21 protein-coding genes are annotated in these 20466 nt (G+C 56.0%); 13 read left to right on the top strand and 8 right to left on the bottom strand.

From position 1 onward, the window contains the following. Window positions 1-108 precede the first annotated feature (108 nt). The gene (locus tag B7364_RS03555) at window positions 109-420 is read right to left on the bottom strand and encodes a GIY-YIG nuclease family protein (RefSeq protein ID WP_085338571.1); all 312 of its coding nucleotides are present in this window, start codon (window positions 418-420) and stop codon (window positions 109-111) included. Between the two features lie 289 nt (window positions 421-709). Between B7364_RS03555 and B7364_RS03550 the strand changes: the two genes are divergently transcribed. Further along, window positions 710-1264 (top strand): hypothetical protein, encoded by a 555-nt coding sequence (locus B7364_RS03550; RefSeq protein WP_085338566.1) that lies wholly within the window; start codon window positions 710-712, stop codon window positions 1262-1264. A gap of 63 nt (window positions 1265-1327) precedes the next feature. Here the strand turns inward: B7364_RS03550 and B7364_RS03545 are convergent, their stop codons facing one another. After that, window positions 1328-2083 carry a TerC family protein gene (locus B7364_RS03545; protein ID WP_232780796.1) on the bottom strand — a complete coding sequence of 252 codons (756 nt, stop codon included), beginning with the start codon at window positions 2081-2083 and terminating at the stop codon, window positions 1328-1330. A 239-nt stretch (window positions 2084-2322) separates the two neighbouring features. Here B7364_RS03545 and flbT point away from each other — a divergent pair, with 239 nt between their 5' ends. Then, window positions 2323-2775 carry a flagellar biosynthesis repressor FlbT gene (gene flbT, locus B7364_RS03540; protein ID WP_085338564.1) on the top strand — a complete coding sequence of 151 codons (453 nt, stop codon included), beginning with the start codon at window positions 2323-2325 and terminating at the stop codon, window positions 2773-2775. Continuing rightward, complete coding sequence (gene flaF / locus B7364_RS03535) at window positions 2723-3118, top strand: flagellar biosynthesis regulator FlaF (RefSeq protein ID WP_085338563.1); 396 nt, start codon at window positions 2723-2725, stop codon at window positions 3116-3118. The genes flbT and flaF overlap by 53 nt, the downstream gene beginning before the upstream one ends. Window positions 3119-3138: 20 nt before the next feature. On the opposite strand, the gene B7364_RS03530 is transcribed toward flaF, so the two are convergent. From B7364_RS03530 to B7364_RS03520, 3 genes are all read right to left on the bottom strand, one after another. Beyond that, window positions 3139-3729 (bottom strand): TetR/AcrR family transcriptional regulator, encoded by a 591-nt coding sequence (locus B7364_RS03530; RefSeq protein ID WP_085338562.1) that lies wholly within the window; start codon window positions 3727-3729, stop codon window positions 3139-3141. Next, a complete protein-coding gene (locus tag B7364_RS03525) occupies window positions 3726-4178 on the bottom strand; it encodes a PaaI family thioesterase (protein WP_085338561.1) in 453 nt (150 codons plus the stop codon). The genes B7364_RS03530 and B7364_RS03525 overlap by 4 nt, the downstream gene beginning before the upstream one ends. A gap of 62 nt (window positions 4179-4240) precedes the next feature. Further along, complete coding sequence (locus B7364_RS03520; protein WP_106407547.1) at window positions 4241-4801, bottom strand: MarR family winged helix-turn-helix transcriptional regulator; 561 nt, start codon at window positions 4799-4801, stop codon at window positions 4241-4243. A 126-nt stretch (window positions 4802-4927) separates the two neighbouring features. Here B7364_RS03520 and B7364_RS03515 point away from each other — a divergent pair, with 126 nt between their 5' ends. Next, a complete protein-coding gene (locus B7364_RS03515; RefSeq protein WP_085338560.1) occupies window positions 4928-5479 on the top strand; it encodes an NUDIX hydrolase in 552 nt (183 codons plus the stop codon). Between the two features lie 142 nt (window positions 5480-5621). Here B7364_RS03515 and B7364_RS03510 read toward each other — a convergent pair whose 3' ends face one another. Further along, window positions 5622-5912 (bottom strand): HU family DNA-binding protein, encoded by a 291-nt coding sequence (locus B7364_RS03510; RefSeq protein ID WP_269798755.1) that lies wholly within the window; start codon window positions 5910-5912, stop codon window positions 5622-5624. 171 nt (window positions 5913-6083) lie between these two features. Further along, a complete protein-coding gene (locus tag B7364_RS03505; protein ID WP_085338559.1) occupies window positions 6084-7124 on the bottom strand; it encodes a CobW family GTP-binding protein in 1041 nt (346 codons plus the stop codon). Between the two features lie 317 nt (window positions 7125-7441). On the opposite strand from B7364_RS03505, the gene B7364_RS03500 reads away from it, so the two are divergent. The 4 genes from B7364_RS03500 to B7364_RS03485 all read left to right on the top strand — a co-directional run bounded on the left by B7364_RS03500 (window position 7442) and on the right by B7364_RS03485 (window position 10708). Then, entirely contained in the window at window positions 7442-8122 is a 681-nt protein-coding gene (locus B7364_RS03500; RefSeq protein ID WP_085338558.1) for a sugar transferase, read from the top strand. 89 nt (window positions 8123-8211) lie between these two features. After that, a complete protein-coding gene (locus B7364_RS03495) occupies window positions 8212-9207 on the top strand; it encodes an ABC transporter substrate-binding protein (RefSeq protein WP_085338557.1) in 996 nt (331 codons plus the stop codon). Beyond that, window positions 9207-9965 carry an ABC transporter ATP-binding protein gene (locus B7364_RS03490; RefSeq protein WP_085338556.1) on the top strand — a complete coding sequence of 253 codons (759 nt, stop codon included), beginning with the start codon at window positions 9207-9209 and terminating at the stop codon, window positions 9963-9965. Before B7364_RS03495 ends, B7364_RS03490 begins: the two co-directional genes overlap by 1 nt. Then, complete coding sequence (locus B7364_RS03485) at window positions 9962-10708, top strand: ABC transporter permease (RefSeq protein ID WP_085338555.1); 747 nt, start codon at window positions 9962-9964, stop codon at window positions 10706-10708. Before B7364_RS03490 ends, B7364_RS03485 begins: the two co-directional genes overlap by 4 nt. Here the strand turns inward: B7364_RS03485 and B7364_RS03480 are convergent, their stop codons facing one another. Then, on the bottom strand, window positions 10709-11572 hold the full coding sequence (locus B7364_RS03480) for an SDR family oxidoreductase (protein ID WP_085338554.1): 864 nt from the start codon (window positions 11570-11572) through the stop codon (window positions 10709-10711). A 53-nt stretch (window positions 11573-11625) separates the two neighbouring features. On the opposite strand from B7364_RS03480, the gene B7364_RS03475 reads away from it, so the two are divergent. The 5 genes from B7364_RS03475 to B7364_RS03455 all read left to right on the top strand — a co-directional run bounded on the left by B7364_RS03475 (window position 11626) and on the right by B7364_RS03455 (window position 20466). After that, a complete protein-coding gene (locus B7364_RS03475) occupies window positions 11626-12318 on the top strand; it encodes a tetratricopeptide repeat protein (protein ID WP_085338553.1) in 693 nt (230 codons plus the stop codon). Between the two features lie 92 nt (window positions 12319-12410). Then, window positions 12411-14084: an MFS transporter gene (locus B7364_RS03470; RefSeq protein WP_085338552.1), complete on the top strand. Its 1674-nt coding sequence runs from the start codon at window positions 12411-12413 to the stop codon at window positions 14082-14084. A gap of 182 nt (window positions 14085-14266) precedes the next feature. Beyond that, complete coding sequence (locus tag B7364_RS03465; protein ID WP_085338568.1) at window positions 14267-15403, top strand: ferritin-like domain-containing protein; 1137 nt, start codon at window positions 14267-14269, stop codon at window positions 15401-15403. Between the two features lie 342 nt (window positions 15404-15745). Continuing rightward, window positions 15746-19390, top strand: coding sequence for a tetratricopeptide repeat protein (locus B7364_RS03460; RefSeq protein WP_085338551.1), 3645 nt, complete (start codon window positions 15746-15748; stop codon window positions 19388-19390). Between the two features lie 8 nt (window positions 19391-19398). Then, window positions 19399-20466: a beta-N-acetylglucosaminidase domain-containing protein gene (locus B7364_RS03455; protein WP_085338550.1), complete on the top strand. Its 1068-nt coding sequence runs from the start codon at window positions 19399-19401 to the stop codon at window positions 20464-20466.

Below are 20466 nucleotides of genomic sequence, written 5' to 3'. Positions count from 1 at the left end.
TCACAAACAGACAATCCCGGACGGCGTTAGCCGATCCGGGACCTTCGAGCGCAAGGGCTTATGGAGGTCCCCGCTCGAAGCTTACGCTTCGGCGGGGACGACACGGTTTCAAAACGAGATGTCGTTCCACAAATCTCGCCATTCGGGATTATTCGTCTCGACTAACTGGATTTTCCAATCACGACGCCAGCGCTTAATCCGCTTCTCTCGCTGAATTGCGACTCCGACTTCGCGATATTGCTCCACCCAAACGAGCCGTTCAAGATTATACCGGTCGGTGAAACTCGGTTTGAGTTGATGGGTTCGATGCTGCCAGACCCTTTTTACAAGATCGCTCGTAACTCCAACATAGAAGGTTCCGCGCGGGCGGTTTGTCATAAGGTATACATAATATCTGTCCTCTGGCTCTGAAGCGCTCATTTTTCTGCTCGAGACGTATAATGATTGCTTTAGGTTCATATTCAAATTTGTCTGGATATTAAATAGTTGTCATCCCGGACGGCGTTAGCCGATCCGGGACCTCCGAGCGCAAACTCTCAGCGGGGACAAACCCCCATCTATCCCACCCCCGGATACCATCCGCGAAAATCCTGCGATGTCGTTTTCTCTGGCCCCCTTTACCTTTGCGCTGTCTCAAGCGTCGTATCTGTGCGCGCGGGTGCTTGGGGTAAGCGAGCTCTTGGGGAGGCCAGCGTTTGTGAGGAAGGCGGTGGCCGCGCGGTTGCGCCAAGGGGTGCGGGCGCTGGAGGCTTTCTTGCGGCGCATCCTGATTTTGATGGCGCTAGAAATCGAGCCTGATCTGGTTGCTAAAGATCCGCGCGAAAACCTGGCGCGCGCGAAAGCGAGGAAGTTGCCTACTAAAACGCCGTTTTTGCGGATCTTTCCGGCCCCAATCGGGGCCAGCGCGTTTGACTTTAAGGAAAAGCTTGGCGCGCCCCCCATGCCAGAGCCGCCGCCCTATGCCGCCACTTTGCCGCCGGTAACTGTGCCCATTGGCCATTGCTGGCGGCAGTTGGATCATCTTCAAGCTATCATCAAGAACCCGGTTGCAAAAGCGCGGCGCTTGGCATTCAGCTTAGCGCGGCGCCGTCCTGGATTGTTGATGGTCCCTGATCAAAGCCGCCGTGTGATGCGCGGCTGTGGGACCGAACCCTCTAGCCTGTTTGACGCCATGGCGTTTCAAATCATGCAGAAAAGCCGATCAAGGCCACCCCCATTACCCCCGCCGCGCCGTTGGCCAAAGCCCACGATCACCCGTTTGTAACGATGCCCCCGGTTTGGTGCCGAAGCGGGGTCGCGCTCTGCCGCGCGTCCAGGGAGTTCCCTATTAAATCCCCTCGCCATCTTGGCCTTCGCGTTCATTCTTGCGTTTGACCACAATATTGAGGGTCTCGACCATGACAGAAAAAGCAATGGCGGCGTAGAGATAGGTGCGATCAATATGTTGGCCAAAGCCATCGGCGACCAAGACCATGCCGACAATCAAGAGGAAAGCGAGCGCCAGCATTTTGGTTGTTTCATATTTGTCGATGAAGGCAGAGACAGCTTCACTGGCAAACATCATGACCGCGATGGCGATGATGACCGCTGTGACCATGATGGCGAGATTGTTGGACATGCCAATCGCGGTGACAATGGAGTCGATCGCGAAGATCACATCAATCACGGCAATTTGTGCCACCACGACCATGAGTTTGGACGACTTGTTTTTGGGGCCGGCATGCTCTTCCACGCCTTTGGACCGCACGATTTCGCCGATCTCGATGGTTGCTTTGTACAGGAGATAGCCGCCGCCAGCGATCAGGATCAAATCTCGGGCTGAAAAACTATGACCCATGATGGCAAACAAGGGCTTGGTCAGCCCTGCTAACCAAACCAGCATGGACAAGAGAATGATGCGGAGAATGAGGGCCAACGCCAAGCCCATGCGGCGCGCGGTGGCTTGTTGTTCTTTGGGCAGTTTCGAGGCGGCAATAGAAATGAAAATCACATTGTCGATGCCAAGGACGATCTCCAACAGGGTTAATGTTGCCAGCGACGCCCAACCATCTGCCGTCGCCATCCATGCAAACCAATCTGCCAAGTCTCGATCTCCCTGCCCAAACAATTTGGCTTGCCCAGCTCATGTGGTTGCCTGTCACGCCAAGGGCGGTCAAGCGGGGGAAGGGGGGCAAGCTCACAAAAGTGTGACTAGCAGCAGGACCGGGCCCTGTGAAGGCATTCGTTAACCACGTTTGTTTATCTTACCTGAGGAAATTGCGTTGTAGGATTGCGTCATGCCGACGTTATCCACTCAGCGCCTTAGGCACGCAGGAGCTTGAAATGCCGCTGAAACTATCCCTGAAGCCGAACGAAAAGATCGTGCTGAATGGTGCCGTTGTCCAAAACGGAGATCGTCGAACCACACTTTTGCTGCAAAACAAGGCATCGGTCCTGCGCGAGAAAGACATCATGCAATTGGAAGAGGCCAACACGCCTGTCCGTCGCATCTATCTGCCGATTATGTTGATGTATTTGCAGGGGCAGGAATCACCGGACCAATACAATGAATTTGCGCTGCGCATGACTGAGTTCATGAGCGTGGTGCGTGTTCCCGCGGTTCTGGAAGAATGCGTGAATGTCTCTCGCGAAGTCATGACCGGTGAATATTACAAGGCATTGTCCAGATGCCGCAAACTCATGGATTATGAAGCCGAACGGCTGAATATGGAGGGGATTGAGCATGTCGCTCAGAGCGTATCAGAAGGCGCAACAACGAGTCGAAACGCCGCGTGAGATTGAGTATCGGCTGTTCGGGCAAGTGACCCGCGCGCTGATGGATATTCAAGATCTGCCGCGACACGAGATTGCCCGCCGTATGGACGCGCTGGATTGGAACCGGCGTGTCTGGTCCTTTATGGCGGCCGATTGCGCAAACCCTGACAATGCTTTGCCCGAAAACCTGCGTGCGTCCATCATTTCTTTAAGCCTGTGGGTCAGCCGCTATTCTAGCGAAGTGATGCAAAAGGGCGAGGATGTTGAGCCTTTGATCGATATCAACCGCACCATTATGCAGGGCTTGGCCAGCCAGATTGAACGGCAAAATGAAGCAGCCCTGCAGGGCGCTGAACACGCCTAATTTCGACAGGCCGCGCCCAATCAGCGTTGGTTGATATGCAGTGCGGCCAAAGTCACAGAGCGAATCAACAGATCACTTGAGCGCGCCATGCGGGCCAGGCTGATGCCGCCTTCAAGGCTTGCCAGGGCCAGACAGGCTTTGTCATGGGCATCTTCTGTTCCGCCCAGGGCTGTTTCAAAGCGGGCTAGCCAGCGCTTTTGGGCATCGCAAACGGCTTGCGTCAGGGCGCTTTCCCCCGGACTGGCCGCTAACAGGCCCAGAAGGGGTGTTTGGGTGAAGTCAGTGCGGCGCAACCAAATGACGCATTCGTTTGCCAATTCCAACAAGACCGCACCGGCGCGCTTGTTCTTGGCAAATTCTGCGGCGAGCTTGGCGTCAACCTCATCGGCAATGAAAGCAACCGCTGCAATCGCCAATTCTTCTTTGCCACCTGGAAAGTGATGATAGAGCGAGCCCTTGGGCAAGGCGGTCGCGTCCAAAATGTCGGAGATCGAAACGCCATGATAGCCCTTTGCTTGGAAGAGAGACAAGGAAGCTGCGATCAGTCGCTCTTTCGTACCCATAGGCGATGCGGGCGTGGGCAGGTGTGTTTCTGGAACTTCAATCGTCATGTGTCTGTTTCTGAAATGAGGACTTTAAAGCTGGCATGGGCCCGAGCAATGAGCGTGTTATCGGCATAAATCAATGCATCTGTAAGGCCTGTTCGTCGTGACGCTGTGACCACACGCGGCACAATGGAAATCCACTGGCCGATTTGTGCCCTTTCGACATAATCAACCTGCAGCGACGTTGTCACGATACCCGAAACAGCTTGTGCTTTCCCGGCTTCACCCGGATCAGTTTTCAGACGCGCTATGCCCAGCGACAAGCCCATCGCATTATCAGCTAAAGCAGCGATCACGCCGCCATGAAGCAGACCGCGGCCATTACAATGGCAGGTATCCAGAATAAAGCCTAATTCATAAACGCCCTGATCGGTTCGCGCGTAAAGCGGCTGCCAAGGATCGGTCACGGGGCTTTTGCGGGCATGCGGGCTAAAGCCAGAAGGAATGTTTGTCATGCGCGGTTGCTATCAGCCCTAGACCGCATGGTCTATAGCCGAAGTGTTCAAACCGGCGGTGGCTATTTGGCCTTTTTTTCTTTCTTCTTTTTCTTCTTCTTGTCTTTCTTCTTTTTGCCGCCTTCCTTGGAGTCATCCACAGCGGCAGCGGCGATTGCCAAGCGGGTCAGAAGGTCCACAAAGCTGGCGCGTTTGCTGGCGGGCAGGCGGGCGAGGACTAAGGCGTCTACCTCTGCCAGCTTTGGCAGCGCCGCTTCATAGATACCCCGACCAGTTGAGGTCAGCATAACCGAATTGGCGCGGCTGTCTGTCACCGATTTGGTCCGCTGCATCAGGCCCTTGGCCTCCATCCGGGCCACCATCTCTGCGAGGGTCGAGCGATCGATGCCAGTCCGCACCACCAGTTCACTTTGCGAAACACCGTCTTGCTCGGCCAATACGGCCAAGACCGCAAACTGGCGTTGGGTTAGCCCGTTGGCCCCAAGCGCGGCGGCGTGCAGATCGGCTGCGGTCTGTTGCGCACGATGCAGCAGGTGGCTAGGCGAACTATTCAGCAAGAAGGCCTTTGCTTCAGCCTCTTGCTTTGGCAGATTCGGGCTCGCTTCTTGATCTTGATCGCTCATCTCGCTACTCGCCTCTCAGCCCAGACATGGGATGCTTACACTCCGTCCGCGTCCTATCATTGATTTTTGACGACTGCGCGACACCTCACAACCATTACATGGTCCTTTCAAGGAATAAGTCACCCGATGCCAGCCAATTTTTCGTTACAAATCCCTGCCGGTGAAGATCGTATGCGGCAAGTCTGCGATACGTGTGGCTTCATTAATTATGTCAATCCGAAGATTGTTGCGGGTGTCGTGATCGACGATGGACAAGGGCGCATCTTGCTCTGCCGCCGTGCGATTGAGCCGCGCTATGGCTTCTGGACTGTTCCAGCTGGCTTTATGGAAGAGCGCGAGACAACCGCTCAAGGTGCCGCGCGCGAAGCTTGGGAAGAAGCGCAGGCCAGAGTGACGATCAATGCGCTTTTGGGTATTTATGAAGTGCCCCGTATCAGCCAAGTCCACTTCATGTATCGCGGCACCCTCAGCGATGACAGGTTCGCGCCCGGGCCAGAAAGCCTTGAGGTTGCGTGGTTTGCCTATGCTGATATTCCTTGGGACCAAATGGCTTTCCCAACTGGGGTCTGGGCGCTGAAGGACTGGGCGAAGGTGCAGGATCAAACGCGCTTCGTGCCATTTTCAAACCCACCCGGCACAGAACATATGACCCATCCTAAGGCGGTCGACGTCGGATAGATTGCCGGCAAAGTCCAGATACAGCAAAGGCCCGAACCTGACAGGAGGCCGAGGGCAACTCAAGTCAGGTCGGGCCTTATTGGGCTCTTTAGCGTCAAGGTCTGGTCTTTACGGACTGATCGACCAAACCCAGAGCTAAATTTTAGTTCAACGCATCTTTCAATGCTTTGGAAGCTTGGAACTTCGCAACGGTCGCAGCTTTGATTTCGACAGTCTCGCCGGTCGATGGGTTGCGGCCTTGGCGTGCGTCGCGCTTCGAAACTTTAAACTTGCCGAGTGGGGCCAAGGTGACTTCGCCACCGGCCTTCAAGCTCTTCACAATCGCTGCAGTCAGCGCGTCGATCGCGGTGTTGGCTTTGTCCTTAGTAATGTCTGCAGCTTCTGCGACGGCGTCGATCAAATCTTTTTTGCTCATTGTCGTTTCCTTAGTCATTGGCTGCCCAACCCTATGTGGTTTGTGGCAGCGTTGCACATCCGTCCGTAAACAAAGGGATGCAATGGGCGCAAGCAATGGCGCCTCGGGTTGAAAGGTCAAGGCCACCATGAGGTAACAGACCCCAGATTCTGCTGAGAATCATGGGGTTTAGCTGACAATTATCGGTGATCAGGCCGCACAAGCCCGGAATCCGGCCTCGATTTCCGCCCGAATTATGGGGTCATGGAGGTTCCGTCCGATCAAGACGAATCGGCTTTCCGGAACCGAATCAGCGGCCCAAGGCCCTTGATAATCGCCCTCCAACATCATGTGGACGCCGTGAATAATGTAGCGACGTGGGTCGCCGCCCATCTGCAGAACCCCTTTGAGGCGCAAAATATCCATGCCACGCGTGCCGACCAGTTCAGATAGCCAGGCATCGAAACGTTCCTCGGATAAAGGTGCACTCACCCGCATCGCGAGTGAGTCGATCCCCTCATAATGGCTATGCTCATGATGGTGATGATCCTTATGGTCATGGTCGTGGTCGTGGTCGTGGTCATGGTGATGATGCGACGGAAGGAAATGCGGATCGAGGCTGATGGCGCGGTCCAGCGAGAAAGCGCCGAGATCGAGGATCGCGGCAAGATCGACTTGTGAGCGCGCCGTGGTGACCACTTTCGCCCCGCGATTCAGCCGCTGGATGATCGCTTGGGCGCTTGCCAATTGGTCGGGCGTGGCTGCATCCATCTTATTCAGCACAATGACGTCTGCAAAGGCGATCTGCTCCACGGCTTCTTGGCTTTGCTCAATTTGGCTCGTGATATGAACCGCGTCGACAACACTGACCACCGCGTCGAGATAAGCGCGGTTTTTGATGTCATCATCAGCGAAAAAGGTTTGCGCCACCGGTGCAGGATCAGCGAGCCCGGTTGTCTCAATGATCACACCATCAAAAGTCTGCCCGCGCCGGAAGAGTGCGCCGAGAATTCGGATCAAATCGCCGCGCACCGAACAACAGACACAGCCATTGTTGAGCTCAAAGATTTCCTCGTCCACATCGACAATCAAATCATGATCAATCCCGATCTCGCCAAACTCATTGACGATCACGGCATAACGCTTTCCATGGGGCGCTGTCAGAATATGGTTCAAAAGGGTCGTTTTGCCGGCCCCCAGATAACCGGTCAGCACGGTTACCGGAACTTTAGCCGTCGAATCACTTTGCATGTATCAGGTCGCCTTACGTCTCAGGTTCAGGGTATCTTTCGAGCCATTTATAGCCAGAAAGGTGTATGTAGTCTCGGGTAACGCACTTAAAAAGACTTCTGCGGTGGACAGGAAGCTATGGTTAACCTATTCAGCCGCCGCAAGATCGCAATCAAGCGGCGTTTCGGCGAGGGCACCATCTATCTATACACAGGTTGCAAAGACTTGTGCCGTTCGAAAGCCAAATAATGCCGTTCCCAAGCACAAACTTTATTTCAAGGCCCACGTATTGCATTGAGGCGGCTAAAGCGTCTCAATTTGGGGCAAGAGTAAGATAAATGAACAATGTCACTGCAAGGCTCAATGCCGATCTTGCACAGATCAGTTTATACAGGCCCGTACCTGCCAAAGAACTTTCGGACTCCGCAAGTAGCGTAACCAAGAGGCTGTTTGATCTGGGCTGTTCATTGGTGGGTTTAATCTTCCTTGCGCCCCTATTAATCACCATTGCGATCCTGATTAAAGCGACCAGTCGTGGCCCTGTCCTCTTTGTACAACACCGTACCGGCCTCGGTGGGAAAACCTTTGTCATCTATAAATTTCGTACCATGACCACGCTGGAAAATGGCGATGATGTCGTCCAAGCCTGCCGCGATGACTGCCGCATTACGCGGGTCGGTTCTTTTTTGCGCCGCTCGAGCTTGGATGAATTGCCGCAATTGTGGAATGTCTTGATTGGCGACATGTCGATTGTTGGCCCCCGTCCCCATGCCGTGGCTCATGATCATTATTATGGCGCGCTTCTGCCAGATTATCGTGATCGGTTTCGCGCAAAGCCCGGCATCACCGGTCTGGCCCAGTGCAATGGTGCGCGCGGCCCTACAGAGACGCTCGAAAAAATGAGCCGCCGTATCCGCTTAGATCTCGCCTATATTGAGCGGTGGTCTCTGGCGATGGAGGCCCGGATTCTGGTCAAGACGGCCAAAGTCATTATCGCGGGCGATGACTGCGCCTTTTAGGGCTGCACAATCTCGGTTTCCCCCTGCAAAGGGTCTCGCCAGATCGCCTAGGTGCACTATGATAGAGAGATCGTCATAGGAGACTTGGCTTGATTTCGCGTCGCACCCTTCTTGCTGCCAGCTTGGCCACACCCATAGCGCTTTCTGCCTGCGGTCCAGAAAAACCGGCTGAAAAGGGCGGACGGGTCCGCATTCGGTTCGCGACAGACTGGCGGGCACAGGCCGAGCAAGGTGGCTTTTACCAAGCAGTGGCCAAAGGATTTTACGCCGATAAGGGCCTAGACGTTACCTTGATTCAAGGTGGACCCAGTGTGAATGTGCCGCAATTATTAGCGGCGAATGCGATTGAAATGGGTTTGGGCTCCAACGCGCCCATCGTGCTCAGCATGGTTCAAGCCGGTGCGAAAGCCAAAGCTGTGATGGCGTCCTTCCAAAAGGACCCGCAGGTTCTTATCACGCACCCGCGCGCCGACATCAAGTCGCTGGCAGATATGAAGGGCAAGCCCATCATGTTGGCTGATGCGTCGATCAACGCGTTCTGGCCGTGGCTGAAAGCCAAATATGGTTTCACCGATGATCAAGTACGCAAATATACCTTTAATTCCGCACCTTTCTTGGCCGATCCTTCTTCGATCCAGCAAGGCTATGTCACCAGTGAGCCTTATACGCTGAAAACCCAAGGCAAGATTGACCCGCAAGTCTATCTGCTCGCCGATTCAGGCTATCCCGGCTATGCCGCCATGACCTTGGTGTCTGACGCTTTTAGTGCAGCCCACCCCGAAGCGGTTAAAGGTTTTGTCGAGGCGACTATTGCGGGCTGGAAAGACTATTTGCGAGGCGATCCCGCGCCCGGTGATGGGCTCATTACCAAAGATAATCCCGACATGACCGCCGATCTCTTGGCGCAAGCCCGCGAGAAGCTTTTGTCCTACGGCATTGTTGAGACCCCGACTGGCGAGATTGGCACGATGACCTTGGACCGCTGGAAAACATTCTTTGATATTATGGCCACGGCGGGTGTCTATCCCGCGGATTTGAATTGGGCCGCGGGCATTGATCTTAGCTTCTTGCCACCAAAGTCCTGATGGCTGCTTCATCCCCCATTCGCTTGAGCGCCCAGCAAGCCTGTGTGCGGTTTGGTCGTTTAGAGGCCCTCGGTCCCATCGACCTGCAGGTGCAGGCAGGCGAATGCGTGGTGCTACTCGGCCCGTCTGGCTGTGGGAAAAGCACGCTTCTGGCAGCCCTTGCTGGTTTGCAGGGGGTGGCGAGTGGCTCGGTGCAGGCGGATACAGCCGACGGGGCTGATGTTCCGGGCGTCGTGTTTCAAGAGCCCAATCTGATGAATTGGGCCACAACCGAAGATAATGTCGCGTTGCCGCTGGCACTTTCGGGTGTCGAGAAGGCTGAGCGCTTAGGCCGCGCACAAGCGGCTTTGGCCCGCGTGGGTTTGGCCAATTTTGCCTCTGCTTATCCACGCACCTTGTCCGGCGGTATGCGCATGCGGGCGGCCTTGGCACGGGCTTTGGTCAATGATCCGTCGGCTTTGTTATTAGATGAGCCTTTTGCCGCGATTGATGAATTGGGTCGCCGTGCATTGGATGACCTGGTGCTTGAGGCCAAACGAGACCGGCAACTGGCTGTCCTTTTTGTGACCCATTCGGTTGATGAAGCGGTCTATCTGGCCGACCGCATTTTGGTGTTAAGCCCGCGCCCTGGCCGCATCATAGCCGAGATTGTGGTTCCTGCTGTGCCGCGTGATCCAGCTTTTCTGACGTCAGCTGCCTTCGCAGAAGCCGCTGCGGCGGCCCGTCGCGTTTTGAGCGCACAACGGGTGGCGGCATGAAGAATATCGACTTCGCTCCGGTCCTTGCTGGCCTCGTGCTACTTGCCGTGTGGGAGGGCCTAACGCGGCTTCTCCAAGTCCCACCGGTCATTTTGCCGCCACCCAGTGCTATTGGCACAGCCTTGGTTGAGCGTGGGCCGCTGCTGCTACCCGCCGCCGGCGTCACCATGGGATTGGCCTTGACGGCTTTGGCCATCTCTATTGGTCTTGGAACTTTGGTTGCGCTCATTTTTGCGCGTATCCCCTTTCTGGAGCGCAGTTTTGGCCCTTATGCGTTGGTGCTGCAGGCTACCCCCATTGTTGCCATCGCGCCTTTGGTGATTATCTGGACAGGCATTGAAAACCCGCGTCGGGCTATCCTGATCCTCGCCGTTATCGTGGCAGTCTTCCCGGTTCTGACCTCGGCTTTGGCTGGCCTAAAGGCGGTTGATCCGGGCTTGGATCGTTTATTTCGTCTGCACAAAGCCACCAGTGCGCAGCGCTTTTTGCGCTTGGAATTGCCAACGGCCGCGCCCTTCCTATTGGCCGGGATGAAGACTGCGGCAGGCTTGTCGCTGGTCGGCGTGGTGGTGGCGGAGTTTGTTGCGGGCACCGGCGCAACCGGTGGCCTCTCCTGGCGTTTGGTGGAGGCCGGTAATCGGCTAGAGACCGCCACGATGTTTGCGGCGCTCTTCCTATTGGCGTTGATGGGGCTCGCACTCCATGCGATTTTGAGCCTGATTGAAAGACACGTGCGTACCTAGTCAGCTCGCTTGGCGCGCCTTGAGATGGGCATAGCAATCGGCTAGTCCTTCGACAAAGGTCGGAAAGGCTAGTTTCCAGCCCAATTCTTCTTTCGCGCGCACATTCGAAACCCGTTTGCACTCACTATAAAAGCGCTTGCCCATGTCAGACAGGCCTGCAGCCTCAAACGGAATTAAGGGAGGTGGCTCCCGCTGAAGCAAGTGGCACGCCTCGACAATAACCTCCCCAGAGGCGCAAGGATGGTCATCGCAAACATTATAGATGCGCCCCGGATCGGGCCGCGCGATACTGGCGGTTAGCGCAGAGACAATGTCGGTTCGGTGGGCGCGTGAAAAGACTTGGCCCGGCTTATCGATCCGCCGCGCTGTTCCCGCCAGAACTTGTTCTAACGCACTGCGGCCCGGGCCATAGATTCCGGGTAGTCGAAAGACATGGGCCGGACTTGGCAGGGCACGCCATGCGGCTTCGGCCTCCGCTCGCCGTTTGGCCTCAATGGAAAGGGGTGTTGGCGCATCATCCTCAAACGCCCAGCCGCCTGCCCGGTCGCCATAGACACCGGTGGTCGAAAGATAGCCAATCCACGTCCCAGTCCTCGGTGTCCAAACTGGCGAGAGGGCCGAAAGGGCAGGGTCACCCTCTGGTCCGGGGGGGATGGAGGCAAGGATATGGGTGGCAAGTTGTGCCGCTTCGACCAATTCGGGAGATGCCGTCCCATCAAATAGAATTGGCGTGATATCGACTTGGCGTAAGGCTTCGGCGCTGGTTGCACTTCGACAAGTGCCTTGCACAAAGGCCCCTTGATCGGCCAAAGTCTGAGCAAAAGCCGTCCCGACATAGCCACAGCCCAAAACTAAAACGCGCATCTCTTCCAACCCTTTGCCTCAGTTTTGCCTTTTAAGCGCATAAGAAGGTCAGCATGATCCGTCCTTTGCCCCCTCGCTTCACCCAGTTTACGACCCTGATCCCTTTTGCGCTATTGGCCCTCGTGTTTGGCACGCAGGCGCAGGCTGGCCCTGATCCGCGTGACCAAGCCCGTCTTCAAGCCTGCATGACCAAGGCAGAAACCAAGCCGGAAGAAGCGTTAGAGGATGGTTTTGTGTGGCGCAGCCAAAGCGGTGGTATCTTTGCCGAGCAGTGCATTGCCATTGCCCGCATAGAAGGTGGTGATATTGGCGGTGGGGCAGAGCGTTTGACTGCGTTGGCTTCGGCTCCCGATGCGGGGGACTTGGATCAGCGCGTCTTGATTATGGCGCGTGCTGCTAATGCCTGGCTGATGATTGAAGACTTTACCGCCGCACAAAAAGTGCTGGATGCTGCCCTGAAGTTAAAGCCCGGAGAGCCTGATCTGTTGCTCGACCGGGCACGGGCCAAGGCTGGGCAAGGCAAATGGGCGGAAGCCCAAGCCGATCTAACCGCCTGTCTGTCGACGCGCCCTTTGGATGTTTTGGCGCTGCGCTTGCGGGCTGAAACTTTGCTCCAGCAAAAATCCTATGAGGCGGCCGAACTCGATATTGCCCAAGCGCTGCGCCTCGCACCCAAGGACGTCGATAATTGGTTGGTGCGTGGGCGTATTCAAGAAGCGCGCCGATTAGGGCGTGCGCCTGACTAGGAACAGCCTGTAAGCGCTACCGACTGCTGACTTGATCGCAGCTTGAACTAAGTCCAAGGATGGTCTGCTAAACCATGATTTAGGGGCTAATCATGACACAAACTGCTGCGGGGTCACCTGTTGAACCACAAAAATTGAGGACCGTCGTTGCCGCATCGGCCGCCGGCACCGTTTTTGAATGGTATGACTTCTTCATCTTCGGCCTTTTGGCTTCGGTGATGGGCCAGCACTTTTTTGCAGGGTCCCCGCCTGCGGCTCAGTTTATCTTCGCGCTGTTGACCTTTGGTGTGGGCTTTGCCGCGCGCCCGCTTGGGGCAGTTTTCTTTGGCGCGATTGGCGATACCAAGGGTCGCAAAGGGGCCTTTTTGGTCACCATCGTGATGATGGGGGCTTCGACCTTCGCGGTCGGCCTTTTGCCAGATTATGACCAGATCGGCATTTGGGCTCCGATCTTGTTGGTGGCGCTGCGGATCGCCCAAGGCTTTGCTCTGGGCGGCGAATATGGTGGTGCCGTCATTTATGTGGCTGAACATTCGCCCGCCCATAAGCGGGGCTGGAATACGTCGTGGGTACAGACCTCGGCTGCCGGCGGCTTACTCTTGGCGCTCATGGTTGTGTTCTTAACCCGCGTGATTTTGGGTGAGGAAGCTTTCCAATCCTGGGGTTGGCGCTTGCCTTTCCTGTTGTCGGTTTTCTTGTTGGCGATTGCTTTGTGGATCCGGCTGCAATTGGAAGAAAGCCCAATGTTCAAGCAGCTGAAGGAAGAGGGAGCAGCGTCGAAAGCGCCTTTGTCGGATGCCTTTGGCAAGTGGGATAATCTCAAGCTGATCCTACTCGCCTTGTTTGGCCTGATGATGGCACAGGGCGTAGTTTGGTATACGGGCTTCTTCTACGTCCAAGTCTTCTTGGAGCGGCAGTTGAAAGTTGATCCCCAAACCATCAATGTCTGGCTGTTGATCATCACCACCTGTTCAGCCGTGCTTTATGTTTTCTTTGGGTGGCTCTCTGACAAATTGGGCCGTAAGCCCGTCATGCTTGCAGGCATGATCCTGGCGGTGGTGAGTTTTTTCCCAGCCTTCCATCAATTGGCAAAAGCTGCCAATCCCGCGCTTGTAGCAGCCCAGACTGCCACGCCCATTCTCGTTCGGGCAGACCCTGCGACCTGTTCGGTTCAATTCAATCCAGTTGGCAAAACGCCAGACGGGCGGGATGCTTTCTCGTCTAGCTGTGATGTGGCCAAGAGCTATCTAACCAATTCTGGCATCTCCTATGATAACGAAGTGGCCCCTGCAGGTACCGTCGCGCAAGTTAAAATCGGGACTGTTGTCCTCGATAGCGTGGATATCTCGGCCCTCGATGCCAAGGCTCAAAAGGCGGCCAAGGATGCTTTTGGGGCCAAATTGAAAGCGGCTTTGCAGGCAGCAAACTATCCCGATAAGGCAGACCCATCCAAGATCAATCATCTGGCCGTTCTGGCCTATTTGATGGTGTTTGTGGTTGCCGCAACGGCTCTTTACGGGCCCTTGGCGGCTGGCTTGGTGGAGATGTTCCCAACGCGCATCCGTTATACAGCCTTGTCTGTGCCGTATCACGTGGGAACTGGTTTCTTCGGTGGCTTCATGCCGGCAACGGCAGTCGCCATCGTGGCAACTACAGGCAATATGTATTCAGGCCTTTGGTATCCGGTGATCATTACGGCCATCAGCGTCGTGGTGGCTATAATCTTTCTGCCCGAGACCAAGGACCGCGCCATTTACGACCTCTAAGGCAGGAATCACACTTGTTTGATGTGAGAAGCTGACGCACCCGTCATTTTTCAATTGATCCTTTTGAAATTTGTGTCATGCTAAGCTTAGAAGCGACCCATCAAGAGGTCGCTCTAAGCTCATGGACCAAAGCTGGGACGCCAAAGACCCGGTACATAGATAAAATGGGAGTGATTGAAAGCATGACTACGTCGCACATAACCAAAGACGCGCTGTATGACGCGGTCGCGCCAACAGATTTCGCTGCCATGTTGGAGATTGATCGGCACACCAGCCGCTCAACCGCTTTCGACAAAATCATCTCGGCCACTCATGACCACTTCTGGGATCCAACTGACAAGCGCTACATCGATTTTGATGAGCCGTTTGACATGGAAAATCAGGCTCTATTGCCAGATCACATGGTTCCCGCCTTGGAGACCCCCTATGTCCAAGAATTTTTCAAAGACAAGCCGAAAGAACTGATCCGCTTCAAGAATGAAATGGCCCGCTGGCAATTGTCGGCCATTTTGCATGGCGAGCAAGGCGCGCTGAACCTGTCTGCTTCGCTGTGCCACGTGCTGCGCGATGCTGGTGCACAGGAATATGCGGCCAACCAAGCCCGTGAAGAAGCCCGTCACGTGGCAGCCTTTGCTGCCTATATCAAGGCCCGCTGGGGCAGCCCTCTGCCCTGTGGGGAAGTGCTCAAGACCTTGTTGGTCGATATTGTTCATGCCCCCGAAGTCTATAAGAAAATCGTCGGCATGCAGATGCTGATCGAAGGCTTGGCCATGGGTGCCTTTGCCATGATCTATAAGGAATGGAATGACCCGTTAGCCCGCAAGCTGACGCAATTGGTCATGACGGACGAAGCCTTCCACCACAAGTTTGGCAAGATCTGGGCCGACCGCACCATTCCAAAGCTCGATGCGGCAGAGCATGCCATCGTTGAAGACTGGGCCGCCCATTGCTTCCAGACCTTGTTGTTCAACCTGGTGGCACCTCACCAAATGCGCGCCATCTATGACCAGTTTGGCCTCGACCCGGATATTGTCATGGTCCAGTTCCAGGAAATGGCAACCGATGCCGACCGCCGTGAGCGGATGAAAGAAGCCACCAACATTTTCCGCGTTTTGGTGAAGACCTTGTGGAACGCCAATATCATTACCGATCGCACCAAGGCCTTTTATGCGATGTATGTCGACTTCGCAGAGTTTGAAGCCGAGGGCGAGCATATGGTTGGCGATGATATTGCCGAAGATGGCATTCGCTTCCTGCAAGCGGTCAATTTCGGGGTAAATGCCGAAGCTTTGAAGCAAGTAAAGATTGCCGCCGAATAGGTCATTCTCACCCCTGATCCGATCAAGCCTCGCTGTTCTTCAGCGGGGCTTTTTCTTTGGACTTGGCCTTGTTAGGAAGACGCAAAACGTGAGCTGAATTTCTGTAAAGTCTAGTCAGGTTGCGAAAGATTTGTAGCAAAGGTTTAATTGCCTCGCAGTGGTTATTAACCCTTATTAACCGCTCATTTACCGTAACACCCCCAAGTCGAGCAGTACGAAGAAAGTCGAAACCACAATTTGGACTGTTCAAATTCTGCGAAGCAGTGAATGAACGATCCCGGTAGCTGAATTTTTTCGGAAATTTCTTGTGGGGCCGCAGAACTTGGCGGAAGAGTGATTCGAATGAGCGGACAGTCGCCATGGAGTGTGAAAGGCGTAGAGCCTAAAACACGCGAGGCTGCGAAGGATCTCGCACGCCGCGAAGGTTTGACGCTGGGCGAATTGCTGAACCGCTTGATCGCAGAGACCGATGAGCCCGTCGCAAAACCGATTGCTACCGCAAAATCTGCTTCCAGCTTTGGCCAAGAAGCCAGCCGTTTAACGGCTGCCCTTGAACAATTAACCCGCCGCCTCGAAGCGGGTGGCGTGGAGATGAGTCCCCCTGCAGCCGCTCCCGCGGTTGGTGACCGTTTGGTGCAGAAGTTTGAAAGCAAAGCCAGTGGCAACGATACAGCCATCGGGCGGATTGAGACCCATTTAGACGATCTTCGCGAGACCCAAGTGGTTTTGAGTGAGCGCCTACGCCGCATCGAAGCGCAAGACCCGTCGCATGCATCGCTCGCAGCCTTAAAGTCGCTCGAGTCCGCATTAGCCCGCTTGTCCACCCAAGTGTTTGAGACGGACACGCGGGTAGGCCACATCGAGAAAGTCACCCAAGAGGCCATTCAGACCGTTGATCAAAGCTTGGGATTGGTAGCCGAGCGCTTGGCTTCAACCGAGGCCTTGGCGCAAGAAACCAATAGCCGCTTTGCCGAGGCGATGATCGACTTGTCAGCCCGTTTGACTGGCCTTGAAGAAGTTGGGGACCGGCCAGGTGGATCGGATGTGGCGGCTTTGGAAAGCCGCTTGGGTCAGTTGGAAGAAATTACGACCCAAACCATTGAAGGGGCTAATCACGGCATCAATCTGGTGACCGAACGGGTCAATACGATTGAGTCCCACGCCCAAGATAATGCCTCACGCATGGTCGAAGCCTTGGTTGAGCTGTCAGCCCGCCTGACCCAGCTTGAGGGGGCAGGCAAGACGGGCGATACGCTAACAGCGGTTCAGGCGCTTGAGACCAAGACGACTGAGCTGTCGGCACACTTGCAAGAACTGAATGCCAAGATTGAGGCAACCCGCGCCGAATTGCAGGGCCAAGTTGAGGCCGCGCTTTCAGGTGGCGTCGGTAGCCAGATGACGGAAGTGGCCCAAGCCCTCGCCAGCCGTCTCGATGCCAGCGAACAGCGCAGCCATGAGGCTTTTGATCGCGTCAATGCCAAACTGGCTGAAGCTACGCAGACTTTGGATGCGCGTTTAGCCCAACTTGAAAATCGCGAGAGTGCGCCTGATCAAACAGGCTCTATGGCGATGAAGCTGGAGCTTGCGCGCATTACGCGCGCGATTGACGAGAGATTGTCGTCGATTGAGCGGCATGATGCGTCGGTTGTAGAGCAAGCCGGACAACATATGCAGCGCTTGGCACAGGATTTGGGTAATCGTCTTGATGCGTCCGAGCGTCAGTCGGCTGAATCCATTGCCACGATCAGCAAGCAAATGCAGGAATTGGCCGATCGTCTTGCCGCCAATCACGACAGTGCGCTGCAAAGCCTGGCTTCTAGCGTTGGCGGTCATGATCAGAAAACCCGGCAAATGCTGGATGATGCCTTGGGGCAGGTCCGCAGCGAGATTCAGTCGGTGGACGCCCGTGTTCAGGCCCTGATCGCCCCGCTACAGCGCGACTTTGCCGCCATGGGCGAGCGTTTAGATAAGGCTGAGCAGGGCAGTGTCGCTTCTTTTGCTGAGCCAATTTACGACCCCAATCATGCGGTTGACGTCGGAGGTCCTGCCCGAGAAGACATAGGTTTTGTTAATCCGATCGATTTGCCAAGCGACGATGGCTTTAGCTTTGAGTCCAAGCTCGATCCTTTAGCCAAGCCAGTCTTTGACGACCCATTCTTTATGGATCGTCCAGCTCCTACACCGCCATCGGCACCAACCAGTACGCCGCGCCGCGGGAGTTTTGGCTCGCCCTTCCCAGAGGGGGATGATGGTGAGCTATTGCATGACTTTGCAGATTTGCGCCATGATGTGCCAGACCCGCTTGCTGGCGGGGACGCGCCATTTTCGGATGCCTTGGAGCCCATGGCACTTGACCCCAAAGGGACGATAGATGACGACCTAGATGATGGCTTGTCGCTGTTGGACACTGATTGGGATGAGCCTGCCAATCCAACCAGTCGAGCACCAGATTATTTGGTTGCGGCCCGCCGCGCCGCTAATCAGGCCGCGGCTGCGCGAGAGGCCGCACAAGCCAAAAAGAAACCCGCCCTTTCTCTGAAAATGCCTGCGGGCAAAGAGAAGAAAGCGGAGGGGCAAAAGGCCAAGCCAACGGCAAAGGCGAAAGCCCCGCCGGCGGGCAAAGAGGTCGCGAAGGACGGCGCAAAGCCGAAGGCACCCCTATCGCCAGTCGGTATCGCGGCGGCGGCGGCCTTGGTCGCCACCGGCGGCTTTGCCGTCTATAACCAGTTAAAGCCGTCTTCGAATGCCGATGAGAAGCCAGCGGCACTCAATCAAGAAAATGTGCCATTGCCGCCAGAACTGGCCGCCCAAGCAGCGCCACCAGCCCCGATCGAAGGCGCTGTTCCGACACCGGGGGCGGAGGCAACTGCGACACCTGCCACGCCAGCTGACCCGTCAAATGTGGTACCAGGCGCGACCCAACCTGCGCCACCGGCTACGCCTGCTCCGACGACCGCTGCAGCCCCTGCAGCGGCCGTAGCAAGCCCGCCGCCGCAATTGCCAAAGGCGCAATTGGTTCCACCGACCGCAAAGACCCCCGCCTCCGCGGCCCCCGCCGTCACCCCACCGCCTGCTAAGCCAGCGACGGCCAAACCTGCGCCGACGGCGCAGCAGTTAGAGGCAGCGCGGGTTATGGCCTCCGCCGAAGCGCAAGCCCGTGCGGCAAGGGCCCGCGCCGAAGCCCAGCGTGAACGTGTACGTGCACCCACCTTTAACGCGGCGCGTTCTGATGTCGCGCCCCGTCCGGTCCAGCGCGCTTCTGCGCCACCAGCCACGCGCGTGCCAAGCATTGCAAAAGCGCCCGCCGCAGCCCCTGCAGCCCCACCGCGTGTCGCTTCCGTCGCACCCCCCGCAGCGGCAGCGCCGGCTGCTGCAACCGCTGCTGCCGTCCCCGTCGCGCCCGCGGCGGCGGCACCAAGCCAGGCTCGACCCACCCCGCCAGTTGCCGCCGCAACGGGATCCTTGTTCGACCAAGCCATGTCGCGGGAACAAGCCGGCGATGCCGCTGGCAGTATCGCGTTGTTACGCCGTGCCGCCGATGGTGGCGACACGCGGGCGATGAACCGTTTGGCCAGAAAATTTGAAAATGGCGATGGGGTTGCAAAGGACCTGGCGCAAGCCCGCGCCCTAACAGAACGTGCTGCTGCGCGGGGCAGTCGCCAAGCCATGCATAATTTGGGCGTCTATTACGCCAATGGTGATGGTGTGCCGCAGAATATGGCGCGCGCCGCGGAAAGCTTCCGTCGCGCTGCCCAGCGTGGGGTTACCGATTCTCAGTTCAATCTGGGTGCAATGGCAGAGCAAGGCCTTGGTGGGCCAAAGTCGGATGTACAGGCCTATTATTGGTTTGCTTTGGCAGCCCGTGGCGGCGATCAAGATGCCGCCGCAAAAGTTCGAGAAATTGGTGCGCGTCTGACGCCTGAGCAGCGGGCCGCACAAGATCAATTGGTAGCGCAGTTCCGTCCAGAGACTGGATCCCAAGACTAGGTGCCCCTATGTCGACCCCAAATTTAGGTATTGTTGAAGGCTATTTCGGTCAACCTTGGTCATGGGATGATCGCCGCGCAGTGGTGGAGACCTTAGCCCCCTATGGCTATCGGTTTTTCCATTATGCGCCCAAGGGCGATCCGTTTCTGCGGCGGCGTTGGGTGGAACCCCATCCCTTGCAAGAAGCCGGGCAGATTTCTCAGTTTGTTGCCTTCTGCCAAGGCCTCGGGGTACGCGTCGGCATCGGCCTAAGCCCATTTGAGGCGTTCAACGACTTTAACGGCAATGTCCGCAACACATTCATCAATCGCGTGGAAGACTTGGTCTCCTTGGGGATTCAAGACCTTGGGATTTTCTTTGATGATATGCATTCAAGCCTGCCAGATTTGGCGCAGCGGCAAATCGAGATCATGCATTTGGCGCGCGATACCGCGCCACAGCTAAAGCTGGCCATGACCCCGACCTATTATTCCAATGATCCTGTGCTGGATCGCGTTTTTGGCCGCCGGCCAGACTATTATTTGCGCGAATTGGGCGCAGGCCTTGATCCCAATATCGATATTTATTGGACCGGCGAAGAAGTTTGCGCGCGCGAGATTTCGGTGGGTCATATGCGCGAGATCGGCGGGCTTTTAAATCGTAAGCCACTCTTGTGGGACAATTATCCCGTCAATGATGGTCCGCGCATGAGCCAATATCTTCATCTGCGCGGCTTCACGGGCCGATCGCACCGCTTAGCGGAATGGGTTTCCGGCCACGCCATTAATCCGGCCTTGCAGCCCCATTTGACCTGTATCCCCGCGATCACCTTGGCTAAGGCCTATCAGGATGGCGATGATTACTGTTATGGCGCAAGCGGCTATGCTGCCTCGGTCAAGATACTGGGCCAAGAATTGGCGGATATGGTTCTTGCTGACCTGATGAGCTTTCAGGATCTAGGACTCATGAAGCTTGCCAAACGGCGCGAAGCTTTGATTGAGCGCTATAGCCTGCTCCAACATCCCGCCGCGCGTGAAATTCTCGCGTGGCTGCAGGATGAGTATTCTGCCACGATGGAAATGGTTCAAACCCAATAA

It is taken from the genome of Aquidulcibacter paucihalophilus, assembly GCF_002105465.1.
GTDB lineage: Bacteria > Pseudomonadota > Alphaproteobacteria > Caulobacterales > Aquidulcibacteraceae > Aquidulcibacter > Aquidulcibacter paucihalophilus.
Note: the sequence above shows the minus strand (reverse complement) of the source record. Positions and strands in the feature narration are given on the sequence as shown.

What these genes read in the sequence shown, in the direction of transcription:
- B7364_RS03555 (WP_085338571.1), bottom strand. Translation starts at nt 420, where the DNA reads ATGAGCGCTTCAGAGCCAGAGGACAGATATTATGTATACCTTATGACA.
- flbT (WP_085338564.1), top strand. Translation starts at nt 2,323, where the DNA reads ATGCCGCTGAAACTATCCCTGAAGCCGAACGAAAAGATCGTGCTGAAT.
- flaF (WP_085338563.1), top strand. Translation starts at nt 2,723, where the DNA reads ATGTCGCTCAGAGCGTATCAGAAGGCGCAACAACGAGTCGAAACGCCG.
- B7364_RS03530 (WP_085338562.1), bottom strand. Translation starts at nt 3,729, where the DNA reads ATGACGATTGAAGTTCCAGAAACACACCTGCCCACGCCCGCATCGCCT.
- B7364_RS03525 (WP_085338561.1), bottom strand. Translation starts at nt 4,178, where the DNA reads ATGACAAACATTCCTTCTGGCTTTAGCCCGCATGCCCGCAAAAGCCCC.
- B7364_RS03520 (WP_106407547.1), bottom strand. Translation starts at nt 4,801, where the DNA reads ATGAGCGATCAAGATCAAGAAGCGAGCCCGAATCTGCCAAAGCAAGAG.
- B7364_RS03515 (WP_085338560.1), top strand. Translation starts at nt 4,928, where the DNA reads ATGCCAGCCAATTTTTCGTTACAAATCCCTGCCGGTGAAGATCGTATG.
- B7364_RS03510 (WP_269798755.1), bottom strand. Translation starts at nt 5,912, where the DNA reads ATGACTAAGGAAACGACAATGAGCAAAAAAGATTTGATCGACGCCGTC.
- B7364_RS03505 (WP_085338559.1), bottom strand. Translation starts at nt 7,124, where the DNA reads ATGCAAAGTGATTCGACGGCTAAAGTTCCGGTAACCGTGCTGACCGGT.
- B7364_RS03500 (WP_085338558.1), top strand. Translation starts at nt 7,442, where the DNA reads ATGAACAATGTCACTGCAAGGCTCAATGCCGATCTTGCACAGATCAGT.
- B7364_RS03490 (WP_085338556.1), top strand. Translation starts at nt 9,207, where the DNA reads ATGGCTGCTTCATCCCCCATTCGCTTGAGCGCCCAGCAAGCCTGTGTG.
- B7364_RS03485 (WP_085338555.1), top strand. Translation starts at nt 9,962, where the DNA reads ATGAAGAATATCGACTTCGCTCCGGTCCTTGCTGGCCTCGTGCTACTT.
- B7364_RS03480 (WP_085338554.1), bottom strand. Translation starts at nt 11,572, where the DNA reads ATGCGCGTTTTAGTTTTGGGCTGTGGCTATGTCGGGACGGCTTTTGCT.
- B7364_RS03475 (WP_085338553.1), top strand. Translation starts at nt 11,626, where the DNA reads ATGATCCGTCCTTTGCCCCCTCGCTTCACCCAGTTTACGACCCTGATC.
- B7364_RS03470 (WP_085338552.1), top strand. Translation starts at nt 12,411, where the DNA reads ATGACACAAACTGCTGCGGGGTCACCTGTTGAACCACAAAAATTGAGG.
- B7364_RS03465 (WP_085338568.1), top strand. Translation starts at nt 14,267, where the DNA reads ATGACTACGTCGCACATAACCAAAGACGCGCTGTATGACGCGGTCGCG.
- B7364_RS03460 (WP_085338551.1), top strand. Translation starts at nt 15,746, where the DNA reads ATGAGCGGACAGTCGCCATGGAGTGTGAAAGGCGTAGAGCCTAAAACA.
- B7364_RS03455 (WP_085338550.1), top strand. Translation starts at nt 19,399, where the DNA reads ATGTCGACCCCAAATTTAGGTATTGTTGAAGGCTATTTCGGTCAACCT.